The organism is Aeromonas sp. 1HA1, from assembly GCF_029237385.1.
GTDB classification, from domain to species: Bacteria; Pseudomonadota; Gammaproteobacteria; order Enterobacterales; family Aeromonadaceae; genus Aeromonas; species Aeromonas popoffii.
The window spans coordinates 1-12,753 of sequence record NZ_JAACGC010000091.1; the positions used below are offsets into that span (position 1 = coordinate 1).

A 12,753-nucleotide genomic window follows, 5' to 3' on the forward strand; every position below is an offset into this window, starting at 1 on the left:
GGCCGCACGATGAAGAGCAAAAGTTAGCATGATCGTTACCATGTTCGGGAGTCACATAGGAGATCAGATCCTGGAAATCGGGAAAAGTGCCAATCAGTTCACAATATTTGTGTATAAGAGTCAGAGCTTGAACAAGTAACCAAAGAACTTGATATCCCTCTATATAAAGAGGGAGAGAGTGGTATTGTTTGGGCGCTGAAAGAGGCACGAGAGGGAAGCGTCGTTGATGAATTCATCGCGGTTGCCATTCAATTTACAGGTGATGAAAGCTATAAACCATTTATTGAAAACATTATTTACGATGGTGCCAAAAATGTTCTGTTTGCCAGCTTTGTTTTGTTGCCAAAAATGGTATTCAGCAATCTGAAAGCCAAATATGAAAAACAGAAAGAGCGTAATGCTGAAAAGGCAGCAATTGAAAGTTCGCCAAACGTAATTGATTTCAAAATGAATGAGAAGCTAGTGGAAAAATGGAAAGGCGCTCAGCACTAAATAACTGTTCCTAATAGTGCTACATGTACAGGACCTTAAGAAAAGACATCAATTAAAATGTCATTCAAGGTCTTGTTTTGTAATGATTTTTTCTGCTTTACCCGCCACGCGTTTTTTGCGACAGCCCATTCTAGCCGAGCCCTTATTTCACCGAGGGCTCGGTGCGCCATCGCTTCCAATATCCGCAGCCACTAAGACTCGGTTTGCTGCTCGTATCCTGCATGCCACTTTCTGACGCAACGTAGTGAACGCCCGGCACACACTAAACCGTTGGTGGCATTCACTAACGAGCCGTGCCCCTGTAGCAATAGCAAGAAGTACAAGCAGTGCGGTTTGCACTGGCCGTTCAGAGGAGTGCTATTGAGGCGTTAGACAGCCAAGGGCGCATGGAACACCAGCACAAGCTGACTGACCGAGTGAAAGGTGTTAGCGCCTTATTTATTCACGGTCTGATAGTGCACACCGCTCGCCGAAATGGTAATGGCTGGTAGCTTTTGACGAACCGCCTCCCAGAAACTGCTCTTGCGTTTGTGCTGCTGATAAAGCTGATTCAGATACTCCTGTGGCGAACAAAGAGGTCTCTCTCCGTCCTCTTGTTCTACCTTTAAGGCCGCCTGATAATCTAGGCTCTTTTTCAGATCTGAGGCTGCCCCCGAGTAGTAGGTGCTCTTGCCCTGATTAACGACATTGGCCACCAATTGACGACGTAGCCGCACTGCCACCACGATAAATCCCTGCTGATAGAGGCGGCTCGACCAAGTTCGCACGGTTGAACCACTAAGGAGTGAGAGATCCTCCTGCAAGTCTGCATCTGTACACTGTTCAAGCCGTTGCGCCAGTTGCGGCCATGCTTCAACCTCCTCTAGCAGCAACAATACCTCGCGCAGCCCCCATGATTCGGCAATAGTAACAAACTGGCCTAATGCTACCTCTCTGGTCTCATCCCCACTTTGGCAATAACTCGCAAAAAACGAGTTTGCCCGTGTGGCAGCAAACGCGCGTAATGCCTGAGCATGAGCGTCAGCTCGGCGTCCCTCTTCCAGATAGGCCCGGATCAACACTTGATTCCACACGTTCAATTGGCGGTGGCGCTGCAATAGGTCTGAGTCCATTGCCTCTAATACCGCGATGGCTTGATCGGCGCGTAATTCGTCGATCAGCAGTCTGGCATAGTCAATCTGCTGACGGGGGTGGCTAAAGAGGCCAGCCTGTTGCACCCGATCAAAAAACGCAATATCACGCAACTCAAAGCTCAACCCCAACGCCTCTGGCAATAGACCTGCTGCCGCATAGCTATCCCGCAAGGCTCTCATCAACGAGGAACCGAGCACATCACGGTAATCAAACAGGCAAGTAATGCTGATCGATGGATCAATGTCTGACAATCCTTCACGCAATCGACGAGCCAGCACCTCTGGGGTGACAAACTCTCGTTGAGCAGCGATCGCCATCAGCCACTGTTCGACCAGCGCAAGATGGTAGTCCTCCCAGCTTCCACTGGAAGTATCCATCTTTTCATACAACTCTCTGGTATGGGCCAGCAACTCGAGGGCGAAGACTTCACCCTCCCTTGGGGAGGCGACAATCCCCTTGGCCAGCAACGGAATAAACTGATTTTGCAAGGTATCGAAGAAGGCATCCACCTCCTTATAATCCCAGGAAGGGGGGCGACGAGTGAGCTTGTTATACTCTTTTTTGGCCAATGCCAATAAGGCATCCTCAGCAGTAAGGTGCTGGTTAATCAGATGTTTCTTGGCGAGGGGGAGATGCGTTGCCAAGTCAAGCACGACAGCCAACAGCTCGGCTTGGCTCTTACTTTCTAGTTTACTCAATTGCGCTTTGGTTAGTATTCGTGCCATCAGCTGAACTACCAATTATCAGGTCTATCTAATCGAACATTGTGCCTGAGACCGGTACAGATGCCTATCCATTGCAGCAACGCCTGACATACCACCGTACTGACTTGCTGGACCAACGTCGTCTTATGATGGATGCGTGGGCTGAGTTTGTGGCTGGTGATTTACCAACTGAATAAGAAGGACGCGGCCAAATGGCCGCGTCCTTCTATGTTCTTTTTTTAGCGTTTCCTGACGGTTAATAACATCTTGCCAAACCAGTGTTCCGACAACTTCTGAGCCTGTTTGACTTCCGGTTTGGTCATCGCGGCCTCCAGCTCGTCACGGGCCTGCATGGCTTCAGGCATCCCTTCGGTGGCGGCCAAGGAGAGCCAGGCATAGGCATGTATCCGGTTGCGCGGTGCCCCCAGACCTTTCTCACGCAGCGTCCCCATCCGGTATTGGGCCATGCGGTCGCCTCGCTGAGCGGCCAAGCGATACTGCTTGAGTGCCAGCGTGTAATCCTCTTTTCCCCCTTGGCCCAAACGCAGCATTTCACCGTAGGCGTATTGCGCTGCCGTGTGGCCCTGTTGAGCGGCCTTGGCATAACTGGCTCTGGCTTGCTCCAAAGCCCCCTGGTCCTGCTGTAACTCCGCCAGCTCAAACAACGCTTTGGTTACGCCACCGTCAGCGGCCAGCGTTAACCAGTGGGCCTGCTGCTCCCGGTCTACCTGCAGCAAGCTCAGTTGGTACTCGGCTTCGTGGGAACCGTGTCCGGCTGCCAGCTCCAGCCAATAGCGCCCCAAAGCGGGATCTGCGGGGACTTGCTCCCCTGCCAGATATGCCATCCCTAGCCAGAATTCAGCTTCGGCAGAACCCGCATTGGCGGCGCGCTGATAGGCAGCGAAAGCATTAGAAGGAAGCGCCTGTTTAGCTTGCAGCAACAAGGCGTCCGGTTGCTGTTGGGCAGCGGCTTTATCATTCCAGCGCTGGGCAATATCCGGCCGTTTGGCAACCCCTTTGCCCATTTCATAGCGCTGACCCAGCAGGTACTGGGCATCACGGTTGCCCAGTTCTGCCGCTTTTTCTAACCATTTGACGGCATCAGCATCAGCCCCCGGTTGTTTGCTGTACCACAGTGCCAGGACTAACTGCGCTTCGGCATGATCCCGCTTGGCGGCCTGCTCGAACCAGTCGAGGCATTCACTCACCAGCTTGCCTTGATGCAGCTCCTGGCACATCACGCCCAGTCGATAGCTGGCATGGGTGTTGCCAAGCCGCGCAGAACGTTGCCACCACTGATTGGCAAGTGCCGGATTTTTGGGCTCACCGAGCCCAGCCTGATACCAGTCACCCACTTGCCACGCTGCGTTAGCGCGGATCTGCTGATCGGCGGCCAAGGGGCCTGACTGCTCGGCGGCCTGCTGCATCCAGTGCATGGCGTTGGGGTAATCGGGCTGGCTCGCTAGACGTTTGGCCAGCTCATACTGGGCGCGGCCATCCCCCTGCTTTGCGGCTTGGGATAGCTCGGCATCAGTACGTGGGGCAGTGGAAGAACAGGCTGCAAGCATGCTGGCTGCTAGTGCCAGCCATATAGCACGGTATGTCATGAGGAAAATCTACGCTGAGTGAAAAGTGACGGATGAGGTAGTGCTGTATTATGGGCTAATCCGGTATGCTACGCAGCCACCTGATGGGCATACAGCTGATGTGGCGCCTTCCCTGGCCATTAGCCTTGCCTGTCAGGTGGTTTTTGCAGTCATAACAAACTCTGTTACATTCCGAACTCCAGGAAGTAACTTCTAACTTGATGCGTTTTCATCCATTCGTTAGCCCAAGATTTAGCCTCTTCCATTTCGTTCGCTGAGAGTTTTTTTTCAAGAATACTGAGTTCTTTAACAGAGCGGGAATAGGCTGACTCCTCAGTTTCTGGCGGTAGTTGATGGGTTAATACATATAACCAAGCGTAAGCTTTTTTATTGCTTTGCATATCAGCAGGAATTGGAATGGTAAACTCATCGCCTCCCATCAGATAAGTGCTATAGTTCCTTATCGAGTTAATATTTCCTGTATTGGCTGCACGTTCGAGCCAAGCCAGCATTCCAACAATATCTTTGTCTTTCTCAGCATAGCTAGACATAACCTCCATAGCTCTTGGATTACCATGATTGGCGGCTTTTTCTGTCCAGTGGCGTACAGCCTTATCACGTGAGCCAGGAATAATATACCAGCCACAGCCATCACGAATTGCTCCTGCCAATTGGTTCATGGCATCGGCATCCCCTAAATCTGCCGCTTTTTCCATCCATTTACAGAAACCATTGCCATTCCCTTTGGCTGCCTGTATCAACGCATACGACCGTAGACCGTCCAACTGACCTTCGTATGCTCTTTTTTTAGCTGTCTCAAGCAAAATCTCGGTCCAATTTTGATCGCCGGAATGGTCTGATAATGACGCATCTAAAATGGGGCCACTACCGAGATTAGATAATGCTTGCATGCCACATAGCCCGCCTAATTCCGCCGCTTTTTTAAAATATGTTTGTGCATCAGCATTAACAATCAAAGATGTACCTTGATAACCTCTGGCAATCAGGCATAGCGCCTTGATATTTCCCGCATTAGCTGCTTGCCACATCAAATCAAGCCCTTTACGCCACCCTTGTTCATAGGGGGTCACTGCTTGTTGATAAAGCGCCTCGGCGGTTGCAGCCTTATCCTCCATAGCGTTTGCATATGACATTGAAAATAACGAAATCAACATCAACATTGAAAACTGCTTAACTCTTAACATTCCATCCATCCTGAATCTGAGAAAGACCATACATATTAGAAATCTTGTATTTACGCTGCGCTTTTTCCCAATCAATATTTGACAGTGCATTTCTTGCTCTATGATACATAGATGATGCAATACGTGATTCACTACTTCCTTTTACAATTGAATCCATATAGTCATCGAGAAGCATTAAATTTCTTTTATAAGCACCAATCTGATCTTGCACATTAATGTCGTTCATGCGGCTTATCGCCTCTTGAAACTTATGGCGATTATCAGGAGTGGCTTTACCGCTATAGAGCCAATCAACCAAACGTGCGATGGTTAATTGCTGCAATACATGGGTTTCTTTATCTGATAAATTGACTGGTGGATTGTTCAATTTCAGTCCTTTGGAGCTTGCCATCAAGGTCCCCAATAACGAGCCCAATGCCTCCGGCAGTAGACCATTGGCCCACTCTTTTAACTTGGCCTCCGTTGCTGCATTGGCCTTGGCATCGCCAGCCGTATCCGGGCGCAAAGCCGGATTGGGATTAGCCCGCTTCGGCAGCAGATGATAAGACAACGTCCACGCCACCAGACCTGCATTCTGGCTGCGATTAAGCTTGCCATAGATCCTGTCGACAAAGTCCTTCTCGGCGGCCACTATCTGGCCAATATTGACCCCTAGCAGCAGTGCCAGCTGACTGGCCCTGGAGAGCCGCTGATAGCTCTCCTCATCGGCGAAGACTTCGACCCGCTCGTAGTTGCAGCGGCGCAGCAGATCCTGAAACATGGCCACCACATAACCGGTAGATTGCCAATCCACTTCAAACTCGAAATAGCCCTTGGCCTTGGCGCTGCCCCCCAATACCCCAGCCTTGACCCCCAACCGCATCCGGTTATTGCGCCAGCTCAGGATAAAGGGGAACTCACTCAGCGTGTTCTTGATTTCGGCCTTCAGCCCGGTGGTGGCTTTGCATAGCTGAAGCGGCAGCTTAGCGGCTTGACCATCTATCCTCAGACGCTGGATCATGCTGCTATCCGGTGTCCAAAGCAGGCGTCCTGACAGACTGCAGCCCACCTCAGCCCCGACCTCAGCGGTAAATTCCCCCTTCTCTTCAGCCTTGACCGCCACATCGAGCCCGCTGAGACTAATGCCCCCGACGCTGGCATTAAGCGATGCCTCGCGGCCCGCTTTGAGCATGGCGCCCGCTTTGCCCCACGCCTTGGCATGGACATCTACGGCCCAGGTGCCCAGATTGATCTGGTATTTGTTGCCACTCTTGGGGGCGTGTGATCCTGAACAATGAGGTAGTGCTGTATGACGTGCTACACAGCCACCTGATGGGCACAAAGCGGATGCGCCGCCTTCTAACGATCAACTACCTTTCAGCCCCCTCTAGAGAGTGTGAAGCCGACTTAACTGGGCGGTTTTTTCAGCACCGCCTCCGTCGATTGATGGCAACGACTGTAGTGCCGAGCTGTCGCGGCTAATTAAACACCAATCCGTAGGTACGAACCTGATGGTTTTTCATCCACTCTTTAGCCCACGTAATTGCTTGCTCTTTTTCTGCCTTGGTTAACTTATCGTCAAGCACTTTTAAGCGACTGTATGGCGACAAGTCTTCAGCATTATCCTTGGGGTCATATTGCCGCAGAATATAGTTAAAGGCGTAGGCTTTTACGGGGTCTTGATACTTTTCGGGAAGATTGAATATTAAAGAGTAAGATCCCATAAAGAATTTGCTTGCGAACGCCAAACTATCTTTGTTGCCGGTTGCAATGGCCTTATCAAACCACGCCAGCATCCCTTTAAAGTCGCCCGCGTCATGGGCAAGACCCGCCATCTCCTCCATGGCTCTAGGGTTGCCATGGTTGGCTGCTTGCTCTATCCAGTAATGGACTGCCTTTTGACGAGAACCAGGAATTAAATACCAACCACAACCATCTTCAATTTTGTTGGCCAGTCTAAACTGAGCATCGGGATCGTTTTTTTGTGCTGCCTTTTCAAACAAGGCACACTCTTCATTTTTATTGTCACTCAGGAACCCTTTTAGTTTCAACGCCTCGACGTCCCCCCTCACAACCTGTTCAGCCAAGATAGCATTCAACCGCTTTTCATATTCCCCGATTGAAATATTATCTATTTCAAATTGTTTAGGACGCATAATGGGCACGCCGCCTTCCGCATCAACAGATAGAGCCAATAATCCACATAGAGCGTTTTGATCCGCCGCCATTTTAAAATATTTATATGAGAGATCGGACCATACCCACACAGATTGCAAGTTGCCCTTGGCAATCAAACATTGCGCCCTGGCATTGCCAGCATCTGCAGCCTGCCACATCAGATCGGCCCCTTTTTTGGTGCCTTGCTCCCAGGGTACCACCGCCAAATCATAAAGTTCCTGGGCGCGCTCTTGGGTTGCCCATACTGGGGTGTTGAGCAGCAGGGCGGTTAAAAATAGTAATTTCATTGTGGGGCGCTCCAATCTGTTTGCGCGACCTTGGGATAATCCTTGCCACTTGGCTCTAGAGTGCGGGTGGCACGTTCATAGCCAGGATTGAGCAGTGCTTGGCGGGCTATGTTGTAACGAATAATTTCATCATCCAAGACAGGGCTCTTCATCGCCGCCTTAGCCATAAAGTTATCCAACTCCTTGATATTTCTCTGATAGGCCGCAATTTTATCATGAACCATTGGTGAGTGCATTCTCACAACAGCCTCGGTAAATTTACGGCGATTACGCTGCAGCACTGCATGATCGCGGCTATTTAGCCAACCCAATAGACGAGATATTGTTAACTGTTGCAAGGCATGGACTTCTTTCGTCGATAAATCAACATTCACAGAACGAACGCGCAACTCGTCTGGACTGGCCACCATGGTTCCCAGCAAAGAGCCCAGCGCCTCCGGCAGCAGTTGTTCGGCCCAAGCCTGCAGTTTGGGCTCTCGTTCTTGGGCTTCTCCTGGCGAGATAGCGGCCACATTGACTGATGGGTTATCACTGCGAGGCAACCGGTGACCCGACAAAGTCCACGCCACCAGACCCGCATTCTGCCTGCGATTAAGCTTGCCATAAATCCTGTCGACAAAGTCTTTCTCAGCCGCCACTATCTGGCCAATATTGACCCCCAGCAGCAGTGCCAACTGACTGGCCCTGGAGAGCCGCTGATAGCTCTCCTCATCGGCGAAGACTTCGACCCGCTCGTAGTTGCAGCGGCGCAGCAGGTCCTGAAACATGGCCACCACATAACCGGTAGATTGCCAGTCCACTTCAAACTCGAAATAGCCTTTGGCCTTGGCGCTGCCTCCCAGTACCCCGGCCTTGACCCCCAACCGCATCCGGTTATTGCGCCAGCTCAGGATAAAGGGGAACTCACTCAGCGTGTTCTTGATTTCGGCCTTCAGCCCGGTGGTGGCTTTGCATAGCTGAAGCGGCAGCTTAGCGGCTTGACCATCTATCCTCAGACGCTGGATCATGCTGTTATCCGGTGTCCAAAGCAGGCGTCCTGACAGACTGCAGCCCACCTCTGCCCCGACCTCGGCCGTAAATTCTCCCTTCTCTTCAGCCTTGACCGCCACATCGAGCCCGCTGAGACTAATGCCCCCGACGCTGGCATTAAGCGATGCCTCGCGGCCTGCTTTGAGCATGGCGCCCGCTTTGCCCCACGCCTTGGCATGGACATCTACGGCCCAAGTGCCCAGATTGATCTGGTATTTGTTGCCACTCTTGGGGGCGATCAGGGTTGCTATTGTGGGCTTCGCACCTCGTGGCAAGGTGATCCTGAACAGATCGATCTCTCCACGCAGAGGATAAAACTCCGCCGTGACCGACAAGCTGGCGCTCGGCCCAGGCATGGAGACGGTGCCGTCCTGATAGGTCAGCGTCATCGGCGGAGGGTCTATCTTGCCGGAACTGCTGAGTTTGCCCTTCCAGTCGCTGTAACTCATCATCCGCATCAGCTGCGCCTGGGGTGACTCATCAAAGGGACCAAACTCCACCTGCTTGTCAGAGCGATAGAGCAGTGTGCCAAGGTGCCCGGCAAAGCGGCTACGCCAGGAATCCAGCGCCGTCACCTTGATGTTCTTCTGCTCCAGGTAGTCGGCCACCTTGTCAAAATTGAGGGCGCCGCTCTCTTTGTAGAACCAGCCCTTTTGCAGCGGGAGAGGGGTAATGCCATCTTGCGCCAGCAGGGCGAGCAGAACCGGATCCTTATCCAGTTTGAGTAAATCACCTGCCCGCTCCTTGACCTTGTCAACCGGCAACTGCCAGAGACTGAAGTAGCTAAGCAGCTCTACCGATAACGCAGCCGAGCAAATCTCGCGCAGCGGATAATCCCCCTTGGTCAATACGTCCATGGGTTGGCGCTGATATTCCCCCTCCCATGCCAATACCCGAGGTGGCACTTGGCGGGAGCAGGCCAGCAGTGCCTGTTCGTACAGCTCGTTCGCTTGCTTGTGGGCCGCATTGATGGCATCGAGCTGGCGCTGAAACATTTGCTGGGGTGGCAACAAGGGATTGTCTTTGTCGCTGCTGGCGGCATAACCGCTATCGAGCGCGGTCAAGAATGCCTTGGTGGTCTTCTCCAGTTCCTCTTCGGCCTGCTTTTTCTGAGCCAGATAGGCGTACCAACTGGCATAGCATTTATCACCGGCCACACACCCCTCTATGCCGCTCAGAGCAAACTCCGGCACGGCGACCCCTAATGCGCCAAGCTCGCTGATGCAGCGATTGAGGGTCTGTTGCGCCGCAGTCATCTTGGCCAGGGTCCCCTGACGATGGCTAAACCAATCATCACTCGGCCACATCAGATCGTTGCTGTGCTCCTGCATCAGAGTCTGGGTTTTCAGCACCGCCTGTCGTAGCGATTCAACCTGCTCTGCCGGAGGCTTTTCTGCCACAAACGCGGCGCGGGCCTTGTTGTATTGCGCGATCAATTTGCCGATTTTGACCTGACGAGGGTCATAGTAGTGGCCATTGTTATCGACTTCATACCCTTGCGCCTTGGCTTGCTCTATCCCCTGACGTTTGAGCTGCTCCAGTTGCTCGATACATTTGGCATCCTGAGCCGCCAGATTGATAAATTGCTTGTGTACTGCAGCTTGGCTGTTATCCCCATAGGGTGAAAAGGTCGGGCTGGATGGCCTACGAGCCTGAATGTTGCTCCATTCCTGCTGCTGGGCCAGGGTCAAGAAGCTGTATGCCGTTGGGCTAATCATCAGGCTATCGAGTTGAATACCTTGTGCAGCCAGTGCCTGCAGCTTGCTGGATGAGCCAAGCACCTTGGCTTCAAACTCACTGACCACCATTTTTATCTTCTTGAAGGCTTTTTTCTCGACCAGCCAGAAACAGTTGGAGCCGCTGACGTAGAAGATGTCTTCAAACTCTTTTGCCGAGCAGGGGGATTTGACCGCTGCAAACGACTCATTTGATGCAGGCGCTGGCAACGGAACAAAAGGCAACATGGTCGGCGACTGACACAGTCCTTCATCAATGACATTGTTCAGTACAGGTGACGTAGTCGTGGTTGGTGCGGACATCTATAACGCCTCCACTGGCTTATGGGTCTGATGCTGCCAAAAATGGTTTGCCACAGCCAGCGGCTCATGGCACTCAATATCGAAGGTGGCCAACCACTGTGCCATGCGGCCATCCAACACGGGGGCGGGATAATCATTAAGCAGGGTTAACCAAGGCATGAGTTCCCATTGCTCGGTCATCCCTTTATCAATCAGGCATGCAAGCGAAGATGCAAGACCATAGCACAGGGCCGGGTCAATCGGGGTTGCTTGCAAGCTATAGAGCAGACGGGTTTTCTGAGCCATGGCCAGCAGTTCTGTACTCAGACGCACCGGTTGTTGAAGTGCAGCTTGGTGCCCGGAACTGACAATTTCACACCAGGTTGCAGAGCACCAGTCAGGTAAGTACACGGCGTCCAACACTGAGCCCATCAAGGGGGCATCATACTGGCTGGCATAGATAGCCAGCCAAATGGCCGGATCATAAAAACGCAGATAGCTTTGTCCCTGCCCATCTGGCACCGTCAGGAACTGTCTGAAATGGTTGGCCAACGCTTCGCAAGAGAGCGCTGCGCGCAGCGCAACGCCTGCGCGTCTCTCCCGCACTTCCGTGAGCAACGTTTCCCTGATAGCAAGCCCGGAGGGGAGGGCCACTAAAAGAGGGCTCACCTCCAACAAGGCTTGATGGTGCGTACCAGCAAACAACAGTGTCAATTCAGGCTGTTCAATGAGCTGATGGATCACCTCTTGCGCCTCTTCCCAACGCGCCATATCAATCAGCAAGTAGTTGATTGACAGGCTATCGGGAGAAAACCGATGCAGGGATGTTAACTGTTCCCATCGAGTTTGCATGTGCAGTCCCCCCGTTCACATGTGCCATTAGAGCGCTTGCCACACATGGGCATTGCTACCACACCGGCTTTTGCCGCGACCAACATGGCCGGGATCATCTCTGGTGTTGGCGGTACAACATAAGGCGCTAATGCAACCCCCATTGGCAGGCCGGGCATCTGACCTGCCCACCCAGAACCAGAGCCGGGACTGCCGCCGGAGTTCATCTTGATGCTGAGACCGACCAGGGTGACACCACTGGGGTCAACTTTCACAAAGCTGCCACCGACCTTGAGCGTCAGCTCTGAGCCTGCTTCCAGTACAATCTTGTTACCGGCCTTGAAGTGAATTTCCTGACCCGCTTCCACCAATAGTGCTTGTGCAATCTTCTGGTGAAGGGAGGCCTCCACCGTTAGCGAATATTCGCCCTTGATGTGGTCGCGCTTCTCACCCTCCACCGTCAGGTGGTCGTTGGCCTTGATGCGGGTGACGCGCTCGTTGTCGATGTCGGTGTGCTGGTCATGCTTGATGTGCCAAGCCGCATCGTTCTCTATCAGCACATTCAGGTCTTTCTGACCGTGGATGTAAATCTCTTCCTGACCCGCCTGGTCTTCGAAACGCAGCTCGTTGAAACCATCCCCCTGATGGGTCTCGGTACGCAACACGGTACGGGTCTTGTTCGCCGGTAAGTCGTAAGGCGGCCGGTTGGTGGCATGGAAGGTGCGACCGGTGACGATGGGCTGGTCGGGGTCCCCTTCCAAAAAGCTCACGATGACCTCGTGGCCGATGCGCGGGATGGCCATCATGCCGTATTGGCCACCGGCCCAGCCCTGACTCACCCGTACCCAGCAGGAGCTCTGGTCGTTGGAGCTGCCGTATCTGTCCCACGGGAATTGAAGCTTCACCCGGCCATGCTCGTCGCAGTAAATCTCTTCCCCTTCTGGGCCCACCACGCTCGCGATTTGTGGGCCATCCACCATTGGCTTGTGGGGTGCCTCGGGGCTGCCAATACGCGCCCGCCAGGTGGTGCTCGCTTTGACCACGCCAAATTCGTTGTGGTAGACGGTCGGGCCACTGCCGCCCTCCTCTTCCAGCGCCTGGGGCTGTTCGCCGGTGTGGCTGATACGCACAATTTGCCAGTCGGTGTTGAGGCTGCCGTTCGGGTGCTCGGTCAGCGAGAAACTCTGGCCCGGCAAGAGGGCTGCGCTGTTGGACTTGCCACTGCCGCTGACCGCGTCATTGCGCAGCGCATCGAGGCGGTGCTGGGCAAACGCCTTGCCACTGCCGTCCTGCTTGTAGCGGCCCGGATA

Annotated in this window: 8 protein-coding genes and 1 pseudogene; all 9 read right to left on the reverse strand. The window is 53.0% G+C overall.

Annotated elements, in window-relative coordinates:
* Positions 1-527: 527 nt before the first annotated feature.
* Positions 528-674: pseudogene (locus GWQ22_RS19235) on the reverse strand (IS4 family transposase); the annotation flags it as partial.
* 252 nt (positions 675-926) lie between these two features.
* On the reverse strand, positions 927-2,351 hold the full coding sequence (locus GWQ22_RS19240) for a hypothetical protein (protein WP_275931322.1): 1,425 nt from the start codon (positions 2,349-2,351) through the stop codon (positions 927-929).
* A gap of 218 nt (positions 2,352-2,569) precedes the next feature.
* A complete protein-coding gene (locus tag GWQ22_RS19245; protein WP_275931323.1) occupies positions 2,570-3,937 on the reverse strand; it encodes a tetratricopeptide repeat protein in 1,368 nt (455 codons plus the stop codon).
* Positions 3,938-4,101: 164 nt separating this feature from the next.
* Positions 4,102-5,121 (reverse strand): hypothetical protein, encoded by a 1,020-nt coding sequence (locus tag GWQ22_RS19250; RefSeq protein WP_275931324.1) that lies wholly within the window; start codon positions 5,119-5,121, stop codon positions 4,102-4,104.
* Positions 5,108-6,292, reverse strand: coding sequence for a hypothetical protein (locus GWQ22_RS19255; protein ID WP_275931325.1), 1,185 nt, complete (start codon positions 6,290-6,292; stop codon positions 5,108-5,110). Before GWQ22_RS19255 ends, GWQ22_RS19250 begins: the two co-directional genes overlap by 14 nt.
* Before the next feature lie 286 nt (positions 6,293-6,578).
* Positions 6,579-7,565, reverse strand: coding sequence for a hypothetical protein (locus GWQ22_RS19260; RefSeq protein WP_275931326.1), 987 nt, complete (start codon positions 7,563-7,565; stop codon positions 6,579-6,581).
* Positions 7,562-10,633 (reverse strand): hypothetical protein, encoded by a 3,072-nt coding sequence (locus GWQ22_RS19265; RefSeq protein WP_275931327.1) that lies wholly within the window; start codon positions 10,631-10,633, stop codon positions 7,562-7,564. The genes GWQ22_RS19260 and GWQ22_RS19265 overlap by 4 nt, the downstream gene beginning before the upstream one ends.
* On the reverse strand, positions 10,634-11,464 hold the full coding sequence (locus GWQ22_RS19270; RefSeq protein ID WP_275931328.1) for a DUF4123 domain-containing protein: 831 nt from the start codon (positions 11,462-11,464) through the stop codon (positions 10,634-10,636).
* Positions 11,440-12,753, reverse strand: a 1,314-nt coding sequence (tssI, locus tag GWQ22_RS19275) for a type VI secretion system tip protein TssI/VgrG (protein ID WP_275931329.1), incomplete at its 5' end; no start/stop codon positions are given. The genes GWQ22_RS19270 and tssI, both read right to left, overlap by 25 nt.

Bases quoted from the DNA above. Each gene is read 5' to 3' on its own strand.
- GWQ22_RS19240 (WP_275931322.1), bottom strand. From the start codon at position 2,351: ATGGCACGAATACTAACCAAAGCGCAATTGAGTAAACTAGAAAGTAAG.
- GWQ22_RS19245 (WP_275931323.1), bottom strand. From the start codon at position 3,937: ATGACATACCGTGCTATATGGCTGGCACTAGCAGCCAGCATGCTTGCA.
- GWQ22_RS19250 (WP_275931324.1), bottom strand. From the start codon at position 5,121: ATGTTAAGAGTTAAGCAGTTTTCAATGTTGATGTTGATTTCGTTATTT.
- GWQ22_RS19255 (WP_275931325.1), bottom strand. From the start codon at position 6,292: ATGCTCAAAGCGGGCCGCGAGGCATCGCTTAATGCCAGCGTCGGGGGC.
- GWQ22_RS19260 (WP_275931326.1), bottom strand. From the start codon at position 7,565: ATGAAATTACTATTTTTAACCGCCCTGCTGCTCAACACCCCAGTATGG.
- GWQ22_RS19265 (WP_275931327.1), bottom strand. From the start codon at position 10,633: ATGTCCGCACCAACCACGACTACGTCACCTGTACTGAACAATGTCATT.
- GWQ22_RS19270 (WP_275931328.1), bottom strand. From the start codon at position 11,464: ATGCAAACTCGATGGGAACAGTTAACATCCCTGCATCGGTTTTCTCCC.